Source organism: Micromonospora sp. PLK6-60 (assembly GCF_019890675.1).
In the GTDB taxonomy this organism is placed as follows: domain Bacteria; phylum Actinomycetota; class Actinomycetes; order Mycobacteriales; family Micromonosporaceae; genus Micromonospora.
This window is the reverse complement of sequence record NZ_JAIOAA010000006.1, coordinates 1-25316: the sequence shown is the minus strand read 5'-3', so window position 1 is coordinate 25316 and position 25316 is coordinate 1. Positions and strand designations below refer to the sequence as shown.

General features: G+C 74.5%; 16 protein-coding genes and 1 pseudogene. 8 read left to right on the top strand and 9 right to left on the bottom strand.

The window, feature by feature from the left end; genetic code table 11:
- Positions 1–40: 40 nt before the first annotated feature.
- Positions 41–1108 carry a PHP domain-containing protein gene (locus tag K7640_RS13480; protein ID WP_222955155.1) on the top strand — a complete coding sequence of 356 codons (1068 nt, stop codon included), beginning with the start codon at positions 41–43 and terminating at the stop codon, positions 1106–1108.
- Here K7640_RS13480 and K7640_RS13475 read toward each other — a convergent pair.
- A pseudogene (locus K7640_RS13475) lies at positions 991–2332 on the bottom strand (DMT family transporter); the annotation flags it as partial. The gene K7640_RS13480 and the pseudogene K7640_RS13475 sit on opposite strands and share 118 nt — an antisense overlap.
- A 115-nt stretch (positions 2333–2447) precedes the next feature.
- Between K7640_RS13475 and K7640_RS13470 the strand changes: the two are divergent.
- On the top strand, positions 2448–3047 hold the full coding sequence (locus tag K7640_RS13470; RefSeq protein ID WP_222955153.1) for a Uma2 family endonuclease: 600 nt from the start codon (positions 2448–2450) through the stop codon (positions 3045–3047).
- Between the two features lie 54 nt (positions 3048–3101).
- The gene (locus tag K7640_RS13465) at positions 3102–4772 is read left to right on the top strand and encodes a DUF885 domain-containing protein (RefSeq protein ID WP_222955152.1); all 1671 of its coding nucleotides are present in this window, start codon (positions 3102–3104) and stop codon (positions 4770–4772) included.
- Positions 4773–4853: 81 nt separating this feature from the next.
- On the opposite strand, the gene K7640_RS30590 is transcribed toward K7640_RS13465, so the two are convergent.
- The 3 genes from K7640_RS30590 to K7640_RS13450 form a co-directional block, all read right to left on the bottom strand.
- Positions 4854–6398 carry a DUF6114 domain-containing protein gene (locus tag K7640_RS30590; protein ID WP_222955151.1) on the bottom strand — a complete coding sequence of 515 codons (1545 nt, stop codon included), beginning with the start codon at positions 6396–6398 and terminating at the stop codon, positions 4854–4856.
- 73 nt (positions 6399–6471) lie between these two features.
- On the bottom strand, positions 6472–7077 hold the full coding sequence (locus K7640_RS13455) for a DUF6230 family protein (RefSeq protein ID WP_308042543.1): 606 nt from the start codon (positions 7075–7077) through the stop codon (positions 6472–6474).
- Positions 7078–7447: 370 nt separating this feature from the next.
- Entirely contained in the window at positions 7448–8623 is a 1176-nt protein-coding gene (locus K7640_RS13450) for a DUF3068 domain-containing protein (RefSeq protein WP_222955150.1), read from the bottom strand.
- Positions 8624–8737: 114 nt separating this feature from the next.
- Between K7640_RS13450 and K7640_RS13445 the strand changes: the two genes are divergently transcribed.
- Positions 8738–9934: an acyltransferase gene (locus tag K7640_RS13445; protein ID WP_222955149.1), complete on the top strand. Its 1197-nt coding sequence runs from the start codon at positions 8738–8740 to the stop codon at positions 9932–9934.
- On the opposite strand, the gene K7640_RS13440 is transcribed toward K7640_RS13445, so the two are convergent.
- Positions 9862–14025, bottom strand: coding sequence for an alpha-(1->3)-arabinofuranosyltransferase (locus K7640_RS13440; protein WP_222955148.1), 4164 nt, complete (start codon positions 14023–14025; stop codon positions 9862–9864). The two genes, K7640_RS13445 and K7640_RS13440, sit on opposite strands and share 73 nt — an antisense overlap.
- Before the next feature lie 176 nt (positions 14026–14201).
- Here K7640_RS13440 and K7640_RS13435 point away from each other — a divergent pair, with 176 nt between their 5' ends.
- On the top strand, positions 14202–15407 hold the full coding sequence (locus K7640_RS13435) for a glycosyltransferase family 4 protein (protein ID WP_222955147.1): 1206 nt from the start codon (positions 14202–14204) through the stop codon (positions 15405–15407).
- Here the strand turns inward: K7640_RS13435 and K7640_RS13430 are convergent.
- Complete coding sequence (locus K7640_RS13430) at positions 15389–15592, bottom strand: hypothetical protein (protein WP_222955146.1); 204 nt, start codon at positions 15590–15592, stop codon at positions 15389–15391. The two genes, K7640_RS13435 and K7640_RS13430, sit on opposite strands and share 19 nt — an antisense overlap.
- A 107-nt stretch (positions 15593–15699) precedes the next feature.
- Entirely contained in the window at positions 15700–17253 is a 1554-nt protein-coding gene (locus K7640_RS13425; protein WP_222955145.1) for a hypothetical protein, read from the bottom strand.
- Positions 17254–17398: 145 nt separating this feature from the next.
- On the opposite strand from K7640_RS13425, the gene K7640_RS13420 reads away from it, so the two are divergent.
- Together K7640_RS13420 and K7640_RS13415 are read left to right on the top strand one after the other, a co-directional pair.
- Positions 17399–18664 (top strand): polysaccharide biosynthesis protein, encoded by a 1266-nt coding sequence (locus K7640_RS13420; protein ID WP_222955144.1) that lies wholly within the window; start codon positions 17399–17401, stop codon positions 18662–18664.
- Complete coding sequence (locus K7640_RS13415; RefSeq protein ID WP_222955143.1) at positions 18654–21194, top strand: fibronectin type III domain-containing protein; 2541 nt, start codon at positions 18654–18656, stop codon at positions 21192–21194. Before K7640_RS13420 ends, K7640_RS13415 begins: the two co-directional genes overlap by 11 nt.
- 9 nt (positions 21195–21203) lie before the next feature.
- Here K7640_RS13415 and nudC read toward each other — a convergent pair whose 3' ends face one another.
- On the bottom strand, positions 21204–22121 hold the full coding sequence (gene nudC, locus K7640_RS13410; RefSeq protein ID WP_222955142.1) for an NAD(+) diphosphatase: 918 nt from the start codon (positions 22119–22121) through the stop codon (positions 21204–21206).
- Between the two features lie 217 nt (positions 22122–22338).
- On the opposite strand from nudC, the gene K7640_RS13405 reads away from it, so the two are divergent.
- Positions 22339–24174 (top strand): VanW family protein, encoded by a 1836-nt coding sequence (locus K7640_RS13405; RefSeq protein ID WP_222955141.1) that lies wholly within the window; start codon positions 22339–22341, stop codon positions 24172–24174.
- 114 nt (positions 24175–24288) lie between these two features.
- Here the strand turns inward: K7640_RS13405 and K7640_RS13400 are convergent, their stop codons facing one another.
- Positions 24289–24915: an NADPH-dependent F420 reductase gene (locus tag K7640_RS13400; protein ID WP_222955140.1), complete on the bottom strand. Its 627-nt coding sequence runs from the start codon at positions 24913–24915 to the stop codon at positions 24289–24291.
- Positions 24916–25316 lie beyond the last annotated feature (401 nt).

Here is a 25316-nt window from a genome sequence, read left to right as displayed (position 1 = left end):
GTCCCCCGACCGGCGGCGCGGGCGCGTAGGTTATCCGGGCATGAGCCGGGATCCCATCGCCGACCTGCGCCGGATCGCGTTCCTGCTGGAACGGGCCAACGAGGCCACCTACCGGGTGCGAGCGTTCCGCTCGGCCGCGAAGGCGCTCGCCGCGCTGCCCGCCGCCGAGATCGCCGAGCGGGCCCGCACCGGCAAGCTCACCGAGCTGGCCGGCGTCGGCGACGTCACCGCCCGGTGCGTCGCCGAGTCGCTGGCCGGTGAGGAACCGGTCTACCTGCGCCGGCTGGTCGCCACCGAGGGCACCGACCTGGACGAGGCGGCCAGGAAGCTGCGGGACGCGCTGCGCGGCGACTGCCACACCCACTCCGACTGGTCGGACGGCGGGTCACCGATCGAGGAGATGGCGCTCGCCGCGGTCGAGCTGGGCCACGAGTACGTGGTGCTCACCGACCACTCCCCCCGGCTGAAGGTGGCCCGGGGCCTGACCGCCGACCGGCTCCGCAAGCAGCTCGACCAGGTGGCGGCGATCAACGAGGCGCTGCCGGAGGGGTTCCGCATCCTCACCGGCATCGAGGTGGACATCCTCGCCGACGGGTCGCTGGACCAGGACGAGAAGCTGCTGGCCCGGCTGGACGTGGTGGTCGGCTCGGTGCACAGCGGGCTGAACGACGAGCGGGCCCGGATGACCCGGCGGATGCTCACCGCCATCGCCAACCCGCACCTGGACATCCTCGGCCACTGCACCGGGCGGATGGTGGCGTCCCGCCCGGCCGGGGTGAAGGGCCCCGGCGACCGGGCGCACCGGGCACGTACCCGCGCCGAGAGCGACTTCGACGCGGACGCCGTCTTCGCCGCGTGCGCCGAGCACGACGTGGCAGTGGAGATCAACTCACGCCCGGAGCGGCAGGACCCGCCGAAGCGGCTGATCCGCCGGGCCCTGGAGGCGGGCTGCCGGTTCGCCATCGACACCGACGCGCACGCCCCCGGCCAGCTCGACTGGCAGCGGTTCGGCTGCGAGCGGGCCGCGCTCTGCGGCGTGCCGGCCGACCGGGTGGTGAACACCTGGTCCGCGACCCGCCTCGTCAAATGGACCCGATCCCACGACTGACCGCCCGCCCAGCTCGCCCCGGCCCCGGCGGTGCCGGCCTGCGGCAGGTCGGGCTGTCCCGCACCCACAACCGCCCCACATGCCGCAACGTGGGCCCCCGGCCCCGCCCGCCCTCGCGTGGGCGGGCCGGCCGCTTTATGCGGCAGGTCGGGCTGTCCGGGGGCCACGACCGCCCCGCATGCCGCAACTCGCGCCACCCCGAGCCGGGGCCGGGCCATCACTCGCCCGGGGCCGCGAGCGGGGTCAGCGGTGGGCGGCCGGCTCCGCGGCGGGGACGGCCGGTGCGCCGGCGGCGACGGGCCGACGCCGGCGTCGGCCGACCAGGCCCTGGGTGACCGCCACCCCGAGCAGCACGATCAGCGCACCGACCGGCTGGTGCCAGTTCAGTCGCTCGTCGAGCGCGAGGGCGCCGATCAGCACCGCGAAGATCGGGATCAGGTAGGTCACCGTGGAGGCGGTGCTGGCGCCGGCCAGCCGGATGTTGCGCATGTTGATCACGAAGGCCAGCCCGGTGCCCAGCGCGCCGAGCGCCAGCACGCAGGCCACCACGTCCACGGAGAGCGCGGTCGGCGCCGGAGGCGCCCCGGCCACCAGCGGGGTGACCACCGCGAGCTGCACCGTCGCGAGGAGCAGTTGGGCCGCCGAGAGCGACAGGCCGGAGTGGGCGCTGCCCGCGATGAACTTCTTCTGGTACGGGATGGCGACGCCGTAGCAGGCCGCCGCGCCGAAGCAGAGCAGCTGGCCGACGAAGTGCGACCCGCCGACGCCCTCCCAGATGCCCAGCACCACCAGCACGCCCAGGAAGCCCAGCCCCAGGCCGACCGCGCGGCGCAGGTTCAGCCGTTCGGTGCGGAAGACCAGCACCGCCATCGGCAGCACGATCAGCGGGGTGGTGGCGTTCCAGATGCCGGCGAGCATCGACTCGACCCGCTGCTCGCCGTAGCCGAAGAGGGTGAACGGGAGCGCCACACCGAGGGCGGCGACCACGAACAGGTGCGCCCAGATGCGGGGCTCGCGGGGCAGCCGGTCGCGCAGCAGGGCCAGCACCACCACCAGGGTGAGCGCGCCGGCGGCCACCCGGTAGAGGGTGAGCTGAAGCGGGTGCAGCTCGCGGATGCCCACCTTGATGAACAGGAAGCTGGAACCCCAGATCGCGGCCAGCGCGATGAATCCCGGCAGCCAGCTCCGCAGCGGCGCCTTGTCAGGGGTGGTAACGGCGTTCACCCCTGACACTCTGCCGCAGGGGTACGACGAAGTCCCGCGAAATTCGGACGCCGTGTCGACCGCCACAGGGACCCGCAGCGGTGATCGTCGTTGATCAGCCGGAGGTGAGGACCAAGTGCGACTTTCGCCGGGTTTCGATCCGCTGGTCGACCTGGCTGGCTGCTGGACGACCGCATTGGCGGAGCGGTATCTCCCGATCCGGGAGCTTGCCGGTGCCCGGCACGAGTGCGTCGCCGGCCGGCTGGTGCTCGGCCCCTTCCGGCGGGCCAGTGAAAGCTTCGGGACGGCCAGCCTCGCCTGCGCCCTCATCCCCAACGCCGAAGCCACCGGCCGGTACGTGCACGGCCGGGTCAACCTCACCTTCGCCCCGGACACCTGGATCCAACCGGACATCACCGTGCTGCACAGCCTGCCGGCCACCGACGACGAGGATCGCTGGATTCCGGTCGACTTCTGCACGATGGCGGTGGAGGTGGTCTCCGGCGACGGACCGGAATCGCCACGGGTGGACCGGGCGGCCCTGTGCGCGGAGCGCGGGGTGCCGTACTTCCTGCGGGTACGGATCGACCGCGCGCCCGCGTACGCGGAGGCGGAGCTGCTCGGCCTCGGCCCGGACGGGCGCTACGGCCGCGTCGCGGCAGCGGTCGCCGGCCGGCGGTTGCGCGCGGACCTGCCGTTTCCCATCGACTTCGACCCCGCCGACCTGCTGCCCTGAACACGGCGAATCGGGGTCGACAGCCGGTCGGTGGGGTCGCGTACTGTTCGCCTCGTGGGACGAATCGATGACCTCGCCAACCGGTACGTGACCGAGTGGGCTCCGCTGAGCCCGAGCGGCGCGACCTACGTCGGCATCGCCGGCTACGACGACCAGCTGGACGACCTGTCGCCGGATGGCTACGCGGCCCGCGCCGACCTGACCCGGCGGACCCTGGCCGACCTCGACGTCACCGAGCCCGAGTCGGAGCTGGAGCGCACCGCCAAGGAGGCGATGCAGGAGCGCCTGGGCCTGGACCTCGCCCGGTACGACGCCGGGGAGGTGACCAGCGAGGTCAGCGTCATCACCAGCGGTCTGCACGAGATCCGGATGGTCTTCGACCTGATGCCCACCGAGGGCGACGACGCCAAGGCCAACATCGCCAGCCGGTTGGCCAAGCTGGCCGGGGCGCTGGAGGGCTACAAGACCACCCTCCGCGAGGCGGCCGACGCCGGCCACGTCAGCTCGACGGCGCAGCTGGTCGAGGTGGCCAAGCAGTGCGACATCTGGACCGACCCGGACGGCGACAACTTCTATCACGGGCTGGTCCAGCGACTGGGCGCCGACGGGGCGCTCGGCGCGGAGTTGCGCCGGGGCGCGGCGGCGGCCACCGCGGCGACCGCCGAGTTCGGGCACTTCCTCCGCACCGAGCTGGCCCCGCGCGGGCGGGACAAGCAGGCCGCCGGCCGGGAACGCTACGAGCTGGCCTCGCAATACTTCCTCGGCGCCAGGGTCGACCTGGACGAGACGTACGCCTGGGGGTTCGCGGAGCTGGCCCGGCTGGAGGCCGACATGCGGACGGTGTCCGCGCGAATCGTCGGTCCGGGCGCCACCATCGACGAGGCGGTCGCCGCGCTGGACGCCGACCCGACCCGGACGGTCCAGGGCAAGGAAGCCTTCCGCGACTGGATGCAGGCGCTGGCCGACCGGGCGATCAGCGAGCTGCACGGCACCCACTTCGACATCCCGGAGCAGGTCCGCCGGATCGAGTGCCGCCTCGCCCCGACCAGCGACGGCGCGATCTACTACACCGGCCCGAGCGAGGACTTCTCCCGCCCCGGCCGGATGTGGTGGGCGGTGCCGCAGGGCGTCACCGACTTCTCCACCTGGCGCGAGGTGACCACCGTCTTCCACGAGGGCGTGCCGGGTCACCACCTCCAGGTGGCGCAGACCGCGGTCCGGGCCGAGCTGCTCAACCGCTGGCAGCGGCTGCTCTGCTGGGTGTCCGGGCACGGTGAGGGCTGGGCGCTCTACTCGGAGCGGCTGATGGACGAGCTGGGTTACCTGGAGGACCCGGGTGACAAGCTCGGCATGCTCGACGGGCAGGCGTTCCGGGCGGCCCGGGTGATCGTCGACATCGGCATGCACCTGGAGCTGGAGATCCCGAAGGACAACCCGTTCGACTTCCACCCGGGCGAGCGCTGGACGCCGGAGCTGGGCTGGGAGTTCCTGCGGGCGCACTGCCGGGTGCCGGACGAGAACCTGCGGTTCGAGCTGAACCGCTACCTGGGCTGGCCGGGGCAGGCCCCGTCGTACAAGGTGGGCGAGCGGATCTGGCTCCAGGCCCGGGACGAGGCGAAGGTCCGCAAGGGCGCCGACTTCGACCTGAAGGAGTTCCACCGGCAGGCACTCGACCTGGGCTCGCTCGGGCTGGACCCGCTACGCCGGGCGCTGGCCCGGCTCTGACCGACGATCCGCGCCCGGGTGCGGCCCTTCGCGGGCCGGCCCGGGCGCGGTGCGTTCCGGCTCGGGTGGCGCGGGGCCAGGTCAGGCCAGGTCCAGCCGCAGCGCGGGCCGCGCGGTCAGGGTGTCGCTGGTGACGTACGCCAGGTCGATCACCGGGTCGGTGAAGGTGATCGGGATCGGTGAGGTGACCGGGATGCCGTCCGGCAGCGGCAGGTCCGGAGTGAGCGTGATCTTGATGCCGACCAGCCGGCCGACGAACCGGGTGGCATAGAAGCTCACGTTTCCCGACACGGTCAACCGGTCGGTGGCGTAGCGGGCGGTGGTGCCGGCGGGGCCGTCGGCCCGCAGCAGGAAGTCGTCGGTGACCGCCCGCCGCATGCTGAACTTCAACACCCGCAGCGTTCCGCGCACGGTGGGCAGGTCGACCGTCCCGTCGAAGCGCAGCCCGGTCATGGTGACCTTCGACCCGGTGAGCTTCGACGGCCGCGCGGCCACCCGCGGTTGCCCCGGCTCGGGCGCGATCCGGGGCAGCGGCGCGCCCGGCTCGACCTCTCCGGTGCCGGTCGGGACAGGTGTCGCACTTCGGGTGGGGACCGGGCAGGCCGGGGACGAGCCGTCCGGCGCCGGCCGGGTGGCGCCGCCGGACGGCCCCGGGCCGGGGGACGCCGAGGTGGCGGTGGGGGTCGGCGTCGGGCTGGGCGTACGGTCGGCCCGCCCGCCGGTGAGCAGGTCGCCGATGCCGTGGATGAGATCGGTGATCAGGTTTCCGTCGCGGCTGGGGCTCGGGCTGGGAGCCGGGCCGGTCGGGGCGGCGGGCGTCCCGGGCGATCGGGACCCGCTCGGGGCGGGCGAGGCCGGGGCGGGCGAGGCCGGGGCGGGCGAGGACGGGGCGGGCGAGGACGGGGCGGGGCAGTCCCGGGCGGCGGCCCGGACCGGGGCGGGTGCGGCGACGCCCAGCAGCCCCGCCGCGACGAGGCCGACGGCGACGAACCCCAGCGCGGAGAACCGGGCGGCGGACGACGCCGGGGACGGTCCCGGCTCCCGGCCCGGCGGCGGCTCGTCACCCTCCCGGCCGCTGGCCCTGGGCTCGCCGTCCGGACCGGTGCTGGCGCCGTCCAGGTCCGGGCCGGTGGTAGCCGGCTCGCCGTCCAGGCCGGGCACGGCCTCGCCGCCCGGGCCGGTGGCGGGCTCGCCGTCCAGGCCGGTGGTGGTGGGCGCACCGTCGGGCCTCGGCCGGGCGGTCGGGGTCCAGGCGAAGGCGAGTGCGCTGCCGACCATGCCCAGCAGCAGGCCGACGAAGAACCCGCCGAAGTTGAGCCCCTTGAGCGAGTAGACGGCGGTGACCGCCGCGACGATCGCGTAGAACACCCGCTGGCCCGGGCTGAACCAGATGAGCAGCCCGCAGGTCAGCAGGGCCGCCGGGAGCACCCAGGACAGGAAGCCGGTCGGGCCGGTGGTGAGGCTCAATCCGGCCAGGGTGAGCTTCGAACTGAGGAGGAGTTCGACGCCGGCCAGCGCGGTGAGCAGGCCGCCCCAGAACGGCCGGCTGCGCCGCCAGTTGCGGAACCGGCGTCGAACCCCGGTGGTACGCCCCGGACGGGCGTGCCGCGGATCCACCGATGTCACGGGGTGACCTCCTCCAGCTGCGGTGGGCAGGGCAGGCTGGCGGGGTGGCCGGGTGGGCCACCCCACGGTCAGCTCAGAAGCACTGCTTGCCCTTGGCGTCTCCGAAGGCGTGCACGGTCATCTTCAGTCCCTTGAGGTTGAAAGTGCCGGCGGTGGTGTAGCGGGCCACCTGGCGCAGGCCGGTGATCTGGACCTGCTGCGCGTCCTGCCCGAAGGAGCCGGCCAGCGCGGCCGGGTTGAGGTCGCTGGCGTCGCGGCCGATGTTGATCCGGGTGAAGGTGGCATCGCCCTCGAGCGAGTCCATCGCGATCACCATCCCGTCGGCGGTGGCCGGTTCGCCGCCGCCGGCCTCGATGCGCAGCACCACGGGCATCCCGGGCACGCTGGCGTCGACCGACTGGCACATCTTGTACAGCTCGGCGTGCCCGATCTCGGAGAGGGCGACCGGGTGGACCGTGCCGTCCTTCTCCTTGACCACGCCGCCGTACTGCTTGAAGCCCTGGCCCTCGAGTTTCTGCGCGGCGACCTTGAACTGCTTGCCGGAGACGGTGATGTCGGCGGCGATCGCGCCGTTCGCGATGCCGAAGAGGATGGCGCCGGCGACGGCGGTCGCGGGCACCATCAGCGCGACGAACCGCCGCCAGCGGGTACGTCCCCAGTTGTTGATCGGGTCCTGCACGGATTCCTCCTCGGTGCGCGGTGGTGGCCTCGCTGGTGGTGGTCCGCGTCCGCCGTTCCTGGCCCCGCGTCGGGCCGTCCCGCTTCGGGTTACCGACGGGTAACGAACTGCGGAAATGATGGTGCACCCGGTGCGGCCCGGGTCACAAGAGGCTCCCTACCAGCAGGTAACCGCACCCCGACCCTCCACCACCGTCCGTCAACAGGCACGGGACCCATCACGGTCGAAGAAGGTAAAAAAGCCACGCCGAGGTGACGCGGAGTCGCCAAACCATCGATGCATCACGATTCAATAACGGATACCGTCGGTGGCGCCACAGACACCGAGGGGTGGACCGGACGCCGGCCCACCCCTCGGTCGTACGCTCAGCTCAGCGCTGCTCCGCCTCGTCCGCGACCGGGCGCTGGCTGGGCACCGTGGCCCCCTCGTCGGACTTCCAGTTCGTCGTGGCCGGCGGGATCTCGTCGGTCAGCGGCCCGGCCTCGGGCTCGCCGGCCGGCGAGTCCTCGACCGGCGCGTCGTCGGCCCGGTGCCGGGCCCCCACCGCGGCGGCCCGCCGGCCCGACAGCATCAGCCACAGCCCGACGAGCAGGGCCAGCGCCCCGAAGACCGCCAGGCCGATCGGCAGGTTACGGCCGATCAGCTGGAGCTTGTCCCGGGTCTCGCCGGCCGACTTCACGCTGTTGGCGATGGTGTCGTCGTTGTAGACGAAGTCGGCGTCCAGCAACGCCACCGTCGCACCCTGGTCCGGCACGAAGGTCTTCTTCTGCTGCTCGCGCACCTTGACGAAGTTGCCGCTGACCGGCTCCACCCAGATGGTCCGGGTGTTGCTGTAGGTCACCTTGCCGGTGGTGGCGCCCGGCACCAGCGCGCTGGCCAGCGCGCTCAGCGAACCCTCCGCGGTGGCCAGCTCGGTCTCGTCGATGGTCTGCACGAAGCGGTACGCGTCGGTGCCGTTGACCTGCTCGGTCCCGTCGAACTTGATGGGCAGCGCCGCGCGCAGGTCCCGGTCGAAGTACCGGTAGTCCTTCCGCTCGGTGCGGAACGGGAACTTGTAGGTCTGCCCCTCGAAGGTGACGGCGTCCTCCTTGCTGGCGTCCCCGTCGGTGTCGAGGTACTGCTTGTCCCACTTGCGGGCCGCGGCGGTCACCCGGTCGAGGGCCAACTCGGCGGCGTACTGGCTGACGACCGACTTGTCGTCGGTGCGGACCACTGTGCCGTACGCGTCCCAGACGACCGCCTCGCCCTTGAGATCGCCGGTCATCTCCTTCTCGGTGGTGCTGGCCTGCGGCACCACCTCGGTGGTGGCCTCCAGGGTGCCCCGCTGGATCGTCGGCTTGTTCTCCAGCACCTGCATGAAGGTGGCGTTGTCGGCGACCGCGACGCTCGGCCTGAGGCAGCCGTCCGGCTCGCCCTGGGCGTTGCAGAACGTCAGGTCGTACGGCAGCTTCGTCACCGACGGAGCCACGTAGAACGCCGTCCCCGCCGCGAGGGCGAGGGACAGGACACCTATGCCGAACAACGCCGCACCCAGGCGAGCCTTCACTGGTCCTCCTCAAGACAAAGACAGTCAGCCGGTGTCCGGCGAATGGTTGGGTCTGCGAAACTGGGCCGCACGTTACTCCCGGGTTACATATCCACGCGACCCTCTGGACGGCTGATGTCTGCTCCGATTCCCGATCAGGTTCTGCGGCGGCTGCCCGCGCTCGACGCGGTGCGGGTGATCGGAGCGCTCGCCGTCGTCGGACACCACGTCGGCTTCGCCACCGGACAGAACACCGGCGACGGCGGTACCGGGGCCTGGCTGTCCCGGCTCGACGTGGGGGTCGCCGTCTTCTTCGTCCTCTCTGGATTCCTGCTGTTCCGGCCGTACGCGCACGCGCACGCAACGTATCAGCGCCGGCCCGCGACGGGTAGGTACCTGTGGCGGCGAGCCACCCGGATCCTGCCCGCCTACTGGGTGGCGGTGGTGATCTGCCTGCTGGTGCTCCCACAGAACCGGGACGCGTCGACCGCCGACTGGCTGCGGCACGTCACGCTTACCCAGATCTACCAGCACGGCCAGCTCAAGCACGGGCTCAGCCAGACCTGGAGCCTCGCCACCGAGGTCACCTTCTATCTGCTCCTGCCGGTGCTCGCGGCCCTGGCCCTCGGCCGGCGCCGGGACGCCGACCGGGTGCTCCGGATCGGGCTGGCCGCGCTGGCCATCACCGCCGGTTGGGTGGCGTTGATGGCGGCCGGCCTGCTCAGCCTCGGCCTGCAGACGATGTGGCTGCCGTCGTACGCCGGCTGGTTCGGGGCCGGCATGGCGCTGGCCGCCGCGCACGTGGCGCTGCGGACCGGCGGGGGTGAGCGCTGGCGGTGGCTGGACGAGCTGGGCCGCGCCCCGCTCGCCTGCTGGGCCGTCGCGCTGGGCGCGCTGGCCGTCGCCACCACCCCGGTCACCGGCCCACGTGACCTGGCCGAGCCCTCCGCCGCCGAGTTCGCCACGAAGCTGCTGCTCTACCTGATCGTCGCGGTCATGCTGATCGTGCCCATCGCGTTCGGGCCGGCGACCCGCACCAAGGGCCTGTTCGACACCATCCTCGGCCGGTGGCTCGGCCGCGTCTCGTACGGGCTGTTCCTCTGGCACCCCTTCGTGCTGGAGAGCATCTACGTCCTCGACGACCGGCCGGACTTCACCGGCGACCCGCTCGGCACGTTCCTGCTCACCGTCGCCGGCGGGCTGGTCCTCGCGGCGATCAGCTACTACGCGGTGGAGCGTCCCTTCCAACGCTGGGGCGGTCAGTGGCCGGGGCGGCGGCGCAGCACCAGCGACAACCAGAGCGCCGTGCCGGCGGTCACCGCGGCGAGCTGAGGCAGCCACGCGGTGTGCGTGTCGCGGGTGACCGCGTACCAGCCGGCCACCGCGAAACAGGCCACCGGCAGCCAGCGCACGACGCCCTGGCGCAGCCGGTGCATCCCCCGCCGGTCCGGCGGGTGCAGTTGCGGTTCCAGTGCCCGCCCGGCCAGCACGCCGACGAAGACCAGCAACGCCACGCCGGCCGCCGCCGGGCCACCGACGAGCAGCAACGCCCCGCCGCCGACCAGCGCCGGAAGCAGTCGCGGGCGCCGGCGGCGGAGCACCGGCGGGGCCGGCGGGCCGGGCCGCCGCGCCGGCAGCACCGCGAGTACGCCGACCCCGGCGAGCAGCACCGCGCCACCGGCGAGCGCCGGCCCGTACTGCCGGTCCGGGGCGAAGCGGAGCACCACCTCACCGGCGAAGCCCGCCGGCACCAGCCAGCCCTGCTGCCAGCCGTCCACCACGAACGGGGTGAAGGTCCGCCCGCCGCCACTGGCCGTCCAGCCCTCGTTGGCGTTCTCCCGCAGGGCCAGCACCCGGCGGCCGGGATGGTCCGCCAGGCGCAGCACCCGGCGGGTGGTGGACCACTCGCTCACCTGCACGGCGGACCGCACCGCGGCCGGTGCACCGGTGCCGCCGGCCGTCCCGCCGCCGGCCGGCGACGCGGCCCCGCCCGGTTCGAGGGTGAGCTGGGTCGGCAGCGCCACCTTGCTGCCCACCGCGGTAACCCGCAGCGGGCCGGCCGACAGCGGCAACGGGTCCGCCGCGTCCGCGCCGCAGGGCACCGCGCTGACCTCGCGCAACTCCAGCAGGTCACGGCGGTTGGCCAGCAACGCGGTACGCCGCTCCACCCCGCCGGCGCGGACCGTCGGACCGCTGCCGCAGGGCAGTTCGACCCGCGCCAACGGGTCCGCCCGGCGCACCGGCGCCGACGGCAGCACCTCCAGCTCGCCCACGCCCGCCGGCAGGTCCTGCATCAGCCGCCGGTACGGGTCGTAGGAGCGGGCCGGGATGACGTCCGAGATCAACACGGTGAGGGTGGCGGTGGTCATCGGCTCGTCGAAGAGCAACGTGCCGCCGGCGTCGAGGGCCCCGCCCCGCATCCCGCCGTCCCCGATCGCGGTGACCCGCCACGGCCGGGCCGCCGCCGCGGTGGGCGGCAGGGTCAGCCGCAGGCCGGAGATGCTGCGCGGCCGGGGCCAGGTCAGCCGCAGCCACGGCTGCCGGTCCGAGTCGGCGGGATACCAGGTGGTCGCGGGGTCCCCGTCGACCGCCGCGCCGGGCCGGGCGACCGGGTCGAACACGCCGACCGTGGAGGCGGCGACCGTCGCGGTGAGCCCGGTCGTCACCGAGGCCGCGCCGCCGGCGTCCAGCAGCGCGTTGAGCTCCCCGCCGGGGCGGGGCCGGGCGCGCAGCGCCAACTGGTACTCGGCGCCCGCCGGCAGCCGCACCGACCGGTCGATCCGGTCGCCGTCCTCGGACGCCCGGGCCAGGCCGCCGTCGCACAGCGGCCGGCCGGCGTCGAACACGCACGCCGGGCTCGACGGCGCGGCGGCGAGCACCACCCGGGCGGGATCGCCCGTCGCCGGTCCGGACGGCACCACCAGGGTCCGGCCGGCCCGTACGCCGGGCAGGGCGAACTCGGCGATGCCCACGCCGCCGAAGCCGGCCCGTACGTCGAAGACCTGCTCGACGGTGACCCGGACGAACCGGGTCGGATACCCGTCGGGGAGGGTGACCTCGACCGAGCGACCGGAGACCGGGACGGTGGCCTGCTGCCGGCCGGCGGTGACGGTGATCCTGGTGGGCAGCGAGTCGGCCCCGTCGTCGAAGGTGAGCCGGACCTGCCGGACCACCCGTGGCCGGAGCAGCGCCACCTCGAACCACTGCCCGACCGCCGCGGTGCCCGGGGCGGACCGCCACGACGTGTTCGGGTCGCCGTCCACCGCCGCGTACGGCTGGTGCTCGGGGCGCCCGCCGCCCAGCGGCTGCGCGTCGGACCAGGAACTCGAGGCGGAGACGCCGTCGATGCCGAAGTACTTCACCGCCGTCGACTCGTCGTCGGCCCAGTCGGGCAGGTAGTCCCGGGCCGGCGCCGCCAGTCGGGCCTCCTCGGCGGGGCTGAGGGTGGCCGAGGCGTTGTCGTGTTGCTGGCCGAAGGCCACCTCACGGCGGCGCAACCCGTCGGTCAGGGTGACCGCCGTGCCGCGCAGCGCCGCCGGCCGGTCACCGGCCAGCACGGTCGGGGCGGCGGAGAGCCCGCCCGCGGCGGCCAGCGGGAGCAGCGACTCGGGCCCGCCGACCAGGGTGGTCACGTCGTCGGCGTCGTACGCCACCACCTGGTCGACCGGCCGGCGGACCTGGTACACCTCCAGCGCCCGCACCTTCACGTCCAGGCCGCGGTCGACGAAGTTCCCCGGCAGCCCACCGCCGCCCAGTTCGGGCCCGAACCCGCGGACCGGCTCGATCCCGGCCGAGCGCAGCAGGGCCTGCCGGACGATCACCGGCTGGGTGGTGTCGCTGTGCCCGTAGTCGAGGTCGGCGCGGAGCAGCAGGTATTTCACCCCGGAGCGGGCGAGCAGGTCGGCCAGGCCGGGCGAGCCCTGCCCGGTGGCGAGCACCGACTCGACCGCGTCGAGCAGCCGGATCGTCCCGGGTGGGGTGAGCGGCACCGAACTGCGCACCGCCCACGGCTTGTTCAGCAGCGGCTGGACGATCTCGTCGCTGGGGCTGCCCCAGAGGTACCGGGGGAACCGGGCCGCGGGGACCACCAGCACCCGGTCGTCGCCCGCATTCCGGTCGAGCCAGCCGGTCGCCTCCCGCCAGTAGCCCGGCACGCTGTGGAAGCTGCCCGGCGCGGCCAGCCCACCGGCGAGGGCGGGCGAGGCGACCGCGGCGACCGCCGCCAGGGCGGTGCCGGTGACCAGGCCGGCGCGCAGCCGTACCGGTTGCAGCAGCCGGGCCACCCCCTGGTGCAGCGCGGGGCGGTCGCCGGTCCGGGCGGCCCGGAGCACGAGCCCGACGAGATGGGCCAGGCCGAGGATGAGTGGCAGCCGGAGCACCACGTCGAACTTGTGCACGTTGCGCAGCGGCGCGCCCGCCGCGTCGAGGAAGGCCCGCTGCGTCTGGGCGCCGAACCCGTCGAGCTGGCCGACGTGGCCGAGCCCCACCAGGGCGAGCCCCACCAGCAGGCCGGTGATCAGGAAGCGCCGGTACGGCATCCCCCGGCGGGCCAGGCCGGCGAGGCCGAGGCCGGCCACCACCAGGGTGGCGATCACCAGTGGCTGCTCGGTGGCCAGCCGCCACCCCGCCGTCCAGGGTGGCCCGTACGGGCCGTTGAGGTAGGCGTGCCAGTGCGAGGCGCCGCGCAGCACGGTGGTCAGGTCGGTCGGCGCGGTGGTGACCGGGGCGGTCTCGATGTAGTCGAGGAACGGCGGACTGAACCGGCCGAGCAGCAGCAGCGGGACCAGCCACCAGGCGGTCGCCGCGCCCACCGCCAGCCCCCAGGCCAGCAGCGCGGTCAGCCGCCGCCGGAGCGGGTGCAGCCCGAGCAGCCAGATCGCGGCCAGCGGCACGACGGCCAGCACGGCGGTGGCGTTGACCCCACCGGCGCACGCCACCACCAGCGCGGAGCGGGCGACCGCCCGGCGCACCGGCGCGCCCTTGGCCAACCCGACCAGCGGCACCAGCACCCACGGCGCGAGCGCGCTGGGCCACGCCTCGACGGAGATCGGGCCCAGCTCGGTGAGCAGTCGGGGCGAGAGCGCGAACGCGACGCCGGCGAACAGCCGGGCCCCGGGGGTGCCGATGTGCAGCCGCTCGGCCAGCCGGACCACTCCGGTGCAGGCCACCGTCAGCACCAGCGCCCACCAGAGCCGCTGCACCACCCAGGCCGGGACGGCGAGCAGCTTTCCGGCGAGGAAGAACGGCCCCATCGGCCAGAGGTAGCCGTACGCCTGATTCTGCAGCTGGCCGAAGGTGCCGTCCGGATCCCACACGTGCAGGGCCCGGGTCAGCCATCCGGCCGGATCGATGGCGAGGTCCACCTTGGTGTCGATCACGACGAGACCCGGGTCCTGGACGAAGGCCAGGGCGGACAAAGCCACGCAGACCGCAACCAAGCGCAGACGCCACACCACTCGTGACGTGCCGTCCGGCCCCTCGACCGGCCCCGGACGGCCCGGCGACTGCTGCATCTCGCCTCCGATCGGGCATTGCGGCTTACGTGACGCAGCCCATAGTGTGACGCGACCGCGAAGACTACTCGGCAGTAGGAGTGAGTGTGGAAGCACCGGCTGCCGCCACCCGGCACGTACTCTTCCTCAACTGGCGGGACACCCGGAATCCGGAGGGTGGTGGATCGGAGGTCTACGTCGAACGGATCGCCGGCGAACTCGTCCGGCGCGGTCACCGGGCCACCCTGCTCTGCGCCACCCACACCGCCGGGCCCGCCGAGGAGACCACGGCCGACGGCGTACGGGTCCTCCGGCGCGGCGGCCGGCACACCGTCTACCTGCGGGCCGCGCTGGTCTACCTCGCCGGGGCCGTCGGCCTCGGCCCGCTGAGCCGCCGGCGCGGCGGCCGACCCGACCTGCTCGTGGACGTCGGTAACGGCCTGCCCTTCCTCTCCGCCCTCTACGCCCGCCGCCCCGTCATCGCCCTGGTGCACCACGTGCACCGCGAGCAGTGGCCGGTGGTGCTGGGCCGCTGGCTGGCCCGGTTCGGCTGGTGGGTGGAGTCCTGGCTGGCGCCCCGGGTCTACCGCCGGTGCCAGTACGTCACGGTCTCCGCGGCCACCCGCCGCGAGCTGGCCACGCTGGGCGTCGACCCGGAACGGGTGGCGGTGGTGCACAACGGGACGCCGGACATGACCGTCGGGCCGGTGCCCCGCTCACCCCTGCCGTCGCTGGTGGTGCTCGGCCGCCTGGTGCCGCACAAGCAGGTCGAGGTGGCCCTGCGCGCCGTGGCCGAACTGGCCGGGGAACTGCCCGGCCTCACCCTGACCGTCGCCGGGCAGGGCTGGTGGGAGTCGCAGCTCCGCGAGGTCGCCGCCGAGCTGGGGGTGACCGACCGGGTGCGGTTCACCGGGTTCGTCAGCGACGCCGACAAGCGGGAACTGCTCGCCGCCGCCTGGGTGGCGCTGACCCCGTCCCTCAAGGAGGGCTGGGGACTGACCATCGTGGAGGCCGGCGCGGTGGGCACGCCGACGGTTGCCTTCCGGGGCGCCGGTGGCGTCGAGGAGGCGCTGGTGCACGGCGAGACCGGACTGCTCGCCGACGACGTCGACGACTTCGTCGCGCAGGTGCGGCGGCTGCTCACCGACGACGCGTACCGGTCGGCGATGGGTGCGGCCGCCCGGCGGCACGCCGCCCGCTTCACCTGGCCGGTCTCCGGAGAAAAGTTCGCGGCCCTCGTGACGAGGGCCGCGAACGTGCCGGCGTGGACGCCGGTCGAGCAGGTGGAGCGGTCCTACGGCCTGACGCCGTAGACCAGGGGCTGGTTGGCGCCCGCCTCGGCGGTGCTGCCGCCCGACTCGGTGCGGGCCGCCTGCTCCGCCTTGGCCGCCTCGGACACCGACGTACCGGTCAGCGTGGTGGCCAGCGCCGCCGTGCCGACGGCACCCAGAGCGATCGCGGCGACCGCGACCAGAACCAACGAGAGAGTACTGCGCATGCTGGTCTTTTCCTCCTCGTGAGCTGACTGCGCGGCACGTTACCACCAAGTAGGCGCGCCGGGGAGGGCCGCGAGGACCGTCGATCCGGGCCGGTACGGCGGTCCGGTCACCGCGTTCGCGCCACCGGATTCTCGTACAGGGTCAGGTCGTCGCCGGCGTACACCAGGCGCAGGCCGGTGAGGGCGGCCGGATCGACCGGCCGGTAGCCGGCCCGTCGCTGCACCACCACCCAGCGCACCCCGGTGGCGGCGACCGGGCCACCCCCGGCGAGCACCCGCCCGACCTCGGCGGCACGCCGGTTCTCCCCGGCCACCCGCCGGTCACCGACCCAGAGCGTGTCGTCGACCAGCACCTCCGCGTCGACGTACCGGGGCAGCGGGTCGAGCACGGTCCGCCCGGCGTTCCAGGCGTAGGCCCGGTACGCCCCGAACGGCAGCGACAGCACCTCACCCGGCCGGCCGTCGAGCCGGGCCGCCACCGCGGCCCAGTCCGCCGGATAGCTCACCGGCCGCAGCCGGCCGGCCGCGCCGAACGCCAGGTCCGGCAGCACCACCACCGGCAGCAGCAGCGCCGCGCCGCACAGCACCCGGGCGCCGACCACCGCGCCCCGGCCGGTGATCCGGGCGGCGGCCCGCTCCACCCCCAGCGCGGCCGCGACGGCGAGCAGCAACGCGTACGGGACGAGGAACTTCTGGCCGTCGCGCAACAGCCCCGCCCCGGGCACCGCCGCCACCGCCCAGCGCAGCACGGCGGCGGTCCCGGGCAGCGCCCCGAGCGCGGCGGCGAGGAAGCCGGCGCCGGCCAGCCCGGCCAGCCGGACCGCCACCCCGGAGGGCCAGCGCCGGCGCAGCGTACGGAAGCCGGCCACCGCCGCCCCGAGCACCAGCGCGGTGGCCAGCGGGGCCAGCGGCGAGGATCGGCTCGCCGGGACGGTCTGCCCGTTCCAGATCCCCCCGGTGCCGGCCAGCGCGCCCAGCACGCCGCTCCAGTTCTCCGCCCGCGCGGCGAACGCCGGCACCCCGGCCGGGTCGCTGCGACCGTCCGCCGCGGTCAACCCGGCCGCCGCCAGCCAGGGCAGGTTCAGCAGCAGCAGCACACCGACGGCCGCGGCGGTCCGCCCGAGCGCGGCCCGCCGGGCGACCAGCACCGCGACCGTCCCGAGCGCGATCAGGCCACCGGTCGGGGTGACCACCGCCGGCAGCGCGGCCAACGCCAGCCGGCGCAGCGCGCGCGGCCGCTCCCGGCGTACGTCGATCGCGGCGGCGACCACCCAGGGCAACGCGCCGTACGCCAGCAGCAGTCCCCAGTGGCCGATCAGCAACCGCTCGGCGAGGTACGGCGTCCAGACGTAACCGAGCGCCGCCACCGCCCGGGTGACCGGCCGTTCGGCGGGCACCAGGCGGCCGGCGCCGATCGCGGCCAGCAGCAGCACCGCCGCCAGCGCGGCACGCTGCACCAGCCACCCCGGCACCGCCAGGCTGGCCAGCGAGACCAGCGCGTCGAGCGGCACCGCGCGCGGCAATGAGTCGCCCGGAGCGACCAGCTCGGCCCGCCACGGCTGGTGCGGCACGAACACCATGTCGTAGCTCAGCACGTAGCCGGGCTGCGCCAGCGGGGCCAGCACCAGCGCGGTGACGGTCAGCCCGATCGCGACGAGCATCGACCTTTCCCGCAGGGTTGACCTCCTCACTACGCTGACCGGGCGAGGACGCCGGCGTGGCGACACTGTACGCGCGCCGGCCGGAACCCGGCCGGGCCGGCGACCACCCCGCGAACACCGGGTAGGCGGGGCGGACGGGACGGTCATGGGCACGGAGTCGGGCGGCCGCAGCCGCACGGGCGGGATCGGCGCCGCGGGCCTGGCCGTCACCCTGGCCGGCGTGTTCGTCAACGGTCTGGCCTACGTGGTGCCCGTCCTCGGGGCCCGGCAACTGCCGCCCGCCGAGCTGAGCGCGCTGGCCACCCTGCTGGCGCTCGGCGCGATCGGCGGCGTCGCCAGCACCGGCCTGCAGATCGCGGTGGCGGTCCACCGGGCCCGGCACGGCCGGGCGCACACCGCCCGCCCCACCCTGCTCACCGTCGGCGTCACCGCCGCGCTGCTCGCGGTGACCCTGCCCGTCGCCGCCGGACTGCTCCGCCTCACCCCACCGGCGGTGCTGCTGCTCGGCGTGCTGACCGTCGCCGTGGTGGCGGCCGGCCGGTGGCTCGGCGAACTCCAGGGCGACCAGCGGTTCCTCCGCCTGGCCGGCGGGATGGCGCTGCTGGCCGCCGGCCGGTACGGCGGCGTCATCGCCGGGCTGGCCCTCGGCGGCGGGCTCACCGGGGCGCTGCTGGCCGGCGCGGTCACCTCCGCGCTGGTGCTGGCGCTGCTGGTCCGGCTGAACCGGGGCGCCGGCATCGACCCGGTCGCCCCGGCGCTGCCCGCCCGCACGGTGCTCACCGCCAGCGGCGCCACCCTGGCGATGCTGGTGGTCTCGTACGCCGACCTGCTGCTGGCCCGCCGGTTCCTGCCGCCGGACGCCTCCGGCGCGTACGCGGTCGGCACCGTGCTCACCAAGGGCGCGCTGTGGGCGCCGCAGGTGGTGACCGTGATCGCGCTGCCCCGGCTGGCCCGCGGCGACCGCCGTACCCTGCTGGTGTCGCTGGCGCTGGTCGGCGGGGCCGGCGCGGTGCTGGTGCTCGCCGCGACGCTGGCCGGCGGCGTCGCGTTCACCCTGGCCGGCGGCCCGGAGTACGCGGGCCAGGGCCGGTACGCGCCGCTCTTCGCCGCCACCGGCGCCCTCTACGCCGTCGTCTTCGTGCTGATCAACGCGCGGGTCGCGGCGGCCGTCCGGTGGGCGTCGGCGCCACTGTGGACCTCGACGGTCTGCTTCCTCGCCGCGGTCGCCACCGTCGTGCCGCACACCGTCGGCGGCATCGCCGGGGCAGCCCTGACCACCGCCGGGCTCACCGCGCTGGTCACCGCCGCCCTGACCGTCCGCCGCCGGCAATCGGAGCCGGTCACTCCCACCCGTCCGGCGGGTGCCACCGCCCAGCCGATTCGTGACACCCTGGGGTCGGTTGACCAGTAGACGGGGGTTTCTGGTGGCGGTGACCGACTCCGGCCGGCGGGCAAGTGGCCCCCACCGACCGTTCCGCTGGCTGCTCGCCCTCTACGCGCTCTGCCTGCTGGTGGCCGCGCCCGCCGCCCCGCCCCGGGCGGCGCAGCCGGTGGCCGGCGGATACTCGGCGGCGCAGCTCACCGCCCTCTTCGCCGCCTACGGCGACACGTCGGGGCGGTGGAGCGGGGCGGACCGCACCGCCTCCGTCCCGCTGCCCGACGGGCGGCTGCTCTGGCTCTTCTCCGACACCTTCCTCGGCCCGGTCGGGCCGGACGGCTCCCGGCCACGCACCGCGCCCTTCATCCACAACTCCGCCGTGGTGCAGCGCAGCGACCAGCTGGTGGAGACCGTGCACGGCGGCACGGCCGACGACCCGCGCCCGCTGGTGCCGGCCATCGAGCCGGACGAGTTCCACTGGATCGGCGACGCCCAGGTCGTCGGGGACACCCTCCAGGTGCTGGTCAACCGCTACCGGCGGACCGGGGCGAGCCCGCTGGACCATCAACTGCTGGGCACCGCGCTGGCCACCTTCGCGCTGCCCGCGCTGACCCCGACCGGGATCCGCCCGCTCCCACTGGACGACCGGGTGTCCTGGGGGTCCGAGGTGCTGCGCGACGGCGACCACACCTACGTCTACGGCACCGAGGCGGCGGGCGAGGCGAAGTTCGCGCACGTGGCCCGGGTCCGGGGCGACGACCTGGGCGGGCCGTGGGAGTTCTGGACCGGCCGCGACTGGTCGACCGACGACGACGCCTCGGCCCGGGTGCTCAGCGGCGTCGGCACCTCGTACGGGGTGCAGCGGGCCGGCGGGCGGTACGTGCTGGTCACCCACGAGAACAACCTGGTGTTCAGCGCCGAGCTGGTGGCGTACGCGGCGGACTCGCCCGTCGGGCCGTTCCAGGGGCCGGACTACCTGCACACCGCACCGGAGACCGCCGACGGCAACCTCGTCTACGACGCCGACCTGCATCCCGCCTCGGCCCGCCCCGGCAAGCTGCTGATCTCGTACAACGTCAACAACGTCGACGACGCGGTCACCTACGCCGACGCCGGTCTCTACCGGCCCCGGTTCGTGGAGGTCGACTGGCCGCCGCGCCGCGCCGACCGGGGCGACCTGCCGCCGGCGCCCGGCGGCCTGACCGCCCGCGCCGGCGGGGCCGGCACCGCCGTCCTGTCGTGGACCGCGCCGCGGGTCGACGACGAGCTGCGTTACCAGGTGCACCGGCGGGACGTCACCGCCGGCCAGACCCATCCGGTCCGGATCGGCGAGCCGGTCACCGAGCCCCGCTTCTCCGCCGACTTCCTGGTCAACGGGCACGAGTACGAGTTCCAGGTCACCGCGGTCGGCCGCGGCGGCGAGGGCCCGCCGTCGCCGGCCGCCCGGATGACGGCCGTGGTCCCGCCACCACCGCCGCCGGGCGGGCTGCGGGCCGAGCCGGGCCGGGCCGGGGACGTCACGCTGCACTGGAACCCGGTGCCCCTGGTCCGGCTCTACCGGGTGCTCCAGCGGGACCTGAGCACCGGCGCGCGGAGCACCGTCGGCACGTTCACCGGCACCCACGCCACCGTCGAGTTCCTCCGGCACGGCCGCGACTACGAGTTCAGCGTGATGGCGATCGGCGGCGGCGGGACGAGCCGCCCGTCCCGGCCGGTCCGGGTGACGGCGGCCGTCGCGCCCCCGCCCGCGCCGGCCCGGCTCGCCGCCACCGTCCAGCCGGACGGCACCATCCGGCTCACCTGGCGCACCCTCGGCCCCGGCATCTCCTACCGGGTCTACCGACGCGACCTGGACGGCGGCCCGGACCAGGACGTCCCGGCGGTGGAGAGCGGCGCGTCCCACCTGGCCCGGCTGCTGGAGCACGGCCACGAGTACGAGTTCACCGTCACCGCGGTCAACAGCGGCGGCGAGGGGGCGCGGGCCGAGCCGGTCCGGGCCCGGGCCCGGTTCAGCCCGCCCACCACCGCCCCCGAGGGCCTGCGCGCGGTGGCCGGTCCCGGGCAGGTGGAGCTGACCTGGCGCTCGACCGTACCCGGCGGGTGGCACCGGGTGTACCGGCGCGACCTCACCGCGAAGGACCGGGACTTCGCCGAGGAACCGATCCCGACCCAGGGCGACCGGACCACCGTGGTCGGCCTGACCAACGGGCACGAGTACGAGTTCGTGGTGGCCGCGCTCAACCAGGCCGGACCCGGCCCGCGCAGTGCCCCGGTCCGGGTGGTGCCCGAGCTGCCCGAGCCGACCGGGCTCACCGCGGTCGCGGGCGGCGGCGGTGAGGTGCAGCTTCGTTGGCGGTCGGCCGGTCCCGGCTTCGCCTACCGGGTGCACCTGCGCGACGTCACCCTCGGCGAGCCGTGGCGCACCGACCCGTACCCGGTGCAGGACACCCGGCACACGGCGGTGCTGCTCGTCCGCGACCACCGCTACGAGTTCCGGGTGACCGTCACCGACGGGGTGAGCGAGGGGCCGGCGACGGAGCCGGTGGCGGTGACGGTCCGCTGAGCCGGCGGCTCAGCGGTCGCCGGCGAGCCAGCCGGTGAGCAGCAGGTGGTCGATCGAGTCGACCCGGCCCAGCGGGCGCCCGCCGGCCGTCCGCTCGCGCAGCTCGTCCCGGGTGAACCAGCGCGCCTCCAGCAGTTCCTCGCCGTCGACCGCGATCCGCTCGGAGACGGCGGTGGCCCGGAAACCCACCATCAGCCCGGCTGGGAAGGGCCACGCCTGCGAGCCCTGGTAGGCCACGTCGCCGACGACCACCCCGGCCTCCTCGGCCACCTCCCGGCGCACCGCGTCCTCCAGGCTCTCGCCGACCTCGACGAACCCGGCCAGCGTCGAGTACGACCCCGGCGCCGCGCCCCGGTGCCGGGCCAGCAGGCAGCGGTCGGGTGAGCCGGGCGCCTCCACCAGCACGATGATCGCCGGCTCGATGCGGGGGAAGAGCAGCCGGTCGCAGGGCTCACAGGTGCGGGCGTGCCCGCCGAAGGTGGTGCCGGTACGGGTGCCGCAGCTCCCGCAGTGCCGCTGTTGCCGGTGCCAGTGCAGCAGCCCCCGGGCGTAGCCCTGGATCGCCGCCTCGGCCGGTCCGAGACCGGCGAAGATCGCCCGTACGTCCACCGCCGCGGCGGCGCCGGTCAACGCCGTCGCCTCCTGCTCGCTGAGCGCGGAGAGGTCCACCGCGAAGACCGCCACCTCGCCGTCGAGGCCGAGGAAGACGGTCTCGTCGGCGGCGGCGAGCACCCCGGCCGAGTCCGCCGCGCTCAGCCGTACCGGGATGCGCTCGGCGGTGACCAGGCACCGGTCCCGCCACAGCGGCAACAGGACGGTGCCGGCGGCGGCCAGCCGCGCGGCGACCCAACCGGGATCGGCCCGCCGGCCGCCCGACCGGTCCAGCCATCCGCCGCCGTACGCCAGCACCCGCTCGTCCGTCCGCACCCTGCTACCGTGCCACGGCCGGGGCACCCGCCGGACACCACCCCACCCGCCCCCTTTCCGACACCCGCAGTGGCCGGTCAGGGGCATTTCTGTGACCGCCGACACGCGGTCCACGAGGACGACCGGTCGGACAGTGTCTCCCGGCCGCGCGGTTGGTTACCGTAGTTGTCCTCCGGGTGGGACGCACCCCCCGTGGCATTTTCCCGATGAGGTAGCTGTGACGCTGTACGGCGAAAAGACCCCCCACGCCGACGACCGGCCGACGGTCCAGGTCACCCCGGTCAGCTGGCCGGGTGACGAGCCGGAGACCGGCCGGCAGGCGACACCGGGTCCGGGTGGGCGACGCTCCTGGTTCACCCGGGGGCGGGTGCTGCTCGCCGGTGGGGTCACCGCGGCCGTGCTGGCCGCCGTGGGCGGGGCGGGCGCCTACGCGTACGCCGGTGACGTGCCTCGCGGCACGACGGTGCTGGGTGCCGAGGTGGGGGGCCGCAGCCGGGCCGACGCGGCCAAGGAGCTACGCGCCGAGCTGGAGCGCCGCGCGACCGAGCTGACCGCCCCGGTGAAGATCAACCTCGGCGACCGGACCACCGAGATCAAGCCGGCCGACGTCGGCCTGACGGTGGACGTGGACGCCTCGGTGGCGGCGGCGGCCCAGGCCGAGGCGCACGCGGTGGACCGGCTGGTCGGTTCGCGTACGGTGCCGCCGGTGGTGACGGTCGACCCGGACCGGCTGGACGCGGTGCTGCGCAAGGCGCTGGGCAGCCAGGGCCGGAAGATGACCATGCCGGCGATCACCTTCTCGGGCACCACCCCGAAGGCGGTGCACCCGAAGCCGAGCCTCTCCCTGGACCCGGAGCAGTCCGCGCAGGTGCTGAAGGCGGGCTGGCTGACCGGCGCCCCGGTCACCGTGCCGCTGATCGAGATCAGCCCGGCGACCGACGCCGCGGGGGTGGACAAGTTGGTGGCGGAACTGGCCCGGCCGGCCGTCGCCGCGCCGGTCACGCTACGCACCGACAAGGGCTCGATCAGCATCCCGCCGGCGGCGATCGCCAAGAGCCTGCGGTTCACCGCCGACAAGACCGGCAAGCTGACCCCGAAGGTCGAGGTCAAGCGGCTGCGCGACGCCCTCGGCGACCGGATCAAGACCATCGAGACCGCGCCGGTGGACGCCAAGATGACCCTCACCGGCGGCAAGCCGACCGTGGTGCCCGGCCGCAACGGGCAGCAGGTCGACCCGGCGGCCCTCGCCCGGGATTTGCTGGCGGTGCTGCCCAGGTCCGACGGCCGGACGGTCACCGCGAAGGTCAAGCCGGTGGAGCCCGAGCTGACCACCGCCAAGGTGACCGGCCTGGGCATCAAGGAGAAGGTCTCCAGCTTCACCACCCGCTTCCCGGGCGGCCTGTCGTCCCCGCGTAGCCAGAACATCGTCAACGTGGCCAAGCACGTCGACGGGACGATCGTGCTGCCGGGCGAGACCTTCTCGCTGAACGCGCACACCGGCGAGCGCGGCACCGACAGCGGCTACCAGGAGGCCCCGGTCATCCTCAACGGCAAGCTGGTCAAGGGCGTCGGTGGCGGCGTCTCACAGTTCACCACCACGCTGTTCAACGCGACCTACTACGCCGGGTTGCAGGACGTGCAGCACAAGCCGCACTCCTTCTACTTCGAGCGCTACCCGGCGGTGATCGAGTCGACCATCTTCTGGCCCGACCTCGACTTCAAGTTCCGCAACAACACCAAGTACGGCCTCATGATCGACACCTCGTACACGTCGAACACGGTGACCGTGGCGATCTGGAGCACCAAGATCTATGACAGCGTGAAGACCGAGTACGGCCCCCGCCGGGACATCACCACCCCGAAGACGGTCTACCTGGAGCCGGGTCCGGGCTGCATCGCCGCCTCGGGCAGCAACGGCTTCGCCCAGGACGCCTTCCGGGTCATCACCAAGGACGGCAAGGTGGTGAAGCGGGAGAAGTTCAGCTGGCGCTACGACCCGGAGCCGCGCTTCATCTGCGCCCCCGACCCCAACAAGGCCAAGCCCAACTCCTGAGGTCCGCGCCACCCGGGCAGCGAGACGCCCCGCCGGCTGGTCGCCGGCGGGGCGTCTCCGCTTCGAGTACGGCTGCCCGCCGCGCGGGCCGGGCAGCGGCTTGACCGCCAGGCCCTACGGCCGCGCCTCGGCCAGCCCCTGGCGTACGCCGTCGGCGTCGCGGTCGGTGCCGTAGACGGGGGTGTCCGGCTGCTGCCGCCAGCTCTCGTCCAGCGTCCCCGCGTCCACCGGCTCGAAGCCCAGCTCGTCGACGAGCCGCATCACCAGTTGCTTCGCGTCGGCGTCGTCGCCGGCCACCGGCAGCGCGATCCGGTCGGCGGCGCCCGCCGGCCGCCCGTTGTCCATCAGGTGCGGGGCCTGGATGTTGTTGAACGCCTTCACCACCCGGGCGCCCTTCAGGTGCTCCGCGGTCCAGCGGCTGGAGCTGAGGCTGCGGTCCTGCAACTCGGCGATGTCGCCGTCGCGCTGCGGGTAGTAGTTGTCGGCGTCCACCACGACCTTGCCGTCGAAGAGCTCCGCCGGCAGCTCCGGCACGGCGAACAGCGGGATGGCCACGATCACCAGCTCCGCGTCCCGCACCGCCTGCTCCAGCGTGCCGGCGGTGGCGCCGGTCTCCTGGGCGAGGTCGGTGAGGCTCTCCGGTCCCCGGCGGTTCGTCACCGTCACGTCATGGCCGAGCGTGCGCAGCCTGCGGGTGAGGGTCCCACCGATGTGCCCCGAGCCGATGATTCCGATCTTCATGACCACTCCTGCCTCCGCCAGTCCTGGCGGTCAGATCCGGCCGAACCCTGAGCAGGTACCCCGTACGAGGCGACCGAAAGGCGGAGGAGGCGTACGCCACGTCCGGTTTCCGGTCACGCCGAGCGCCACGCCGCGGGGCAGGCTCCGCCCCGACCGTACCGACGTCACCGGCCCCTTCGCACCCGTTCCCAGGCGGCACCGGCCGTCTCCCACCGCACCTCCCGGGACGTTGCCGCCTCCAGACGGGCCGAGACCACTACTTCCCCGAAGTTGTCCCCTCTGGAAGCGGGGAGTATTTCCCCGAAGTTGCGGCGGGGCCTTGCGGCAGGACACCACCCGGACGAGGCAGCGCTTCTCGGGGACGTTGCCCCTGCGGGAGCGGGCCGTCGCCACGGATCCCC

Bases quoted from the DNA above. Each gene is read 5' to 3' on its own strand.
- K7640_RS13430 (WP_222955146.1), bottom strand. From the start codon at position 15,592: ATGCGCAGTACTCTCTCGTTGGTTCTGGTCGCGGTCGCCGCGATCGCT.
- K7640_RS13425 (WP_222955145.1), bottom strand. From the start codon at position 17,253: ATGCTCGTCGCGATCGGGCTGACCGTCACCGCGCTGGTGCTGGCCCCG.
- K7640_RS13445 (WP_222955149.1), top strand. From the start codon at position 8,738: ATGTCTGCTCCGATTCCCGATCAGGTTCTGCGGCGGCTGCCCGCGCTC.
- K7640_RS13480 (WP_222955155.1), top strand. From the start codon at position 41: ATGAGCCGGGATCCCATCGCCGACCTGCGCCGGATCGCGTTCCTGCTG.
- K7640_RS13400 (WP_222955140.1), bottom strand. From the start codon at position 24,915: ATGAAGATCGGAATCATCGGCTCGGGGCACATCGGTGGGACCCTCACC.
- K7640_RS13420 (WP_222955144.1), top strand. From the start codon at position 17,399: ATGGGCACGGAGTCGGGCGGCCGCAGCCGCACGGGCGGGATCGGCGCC.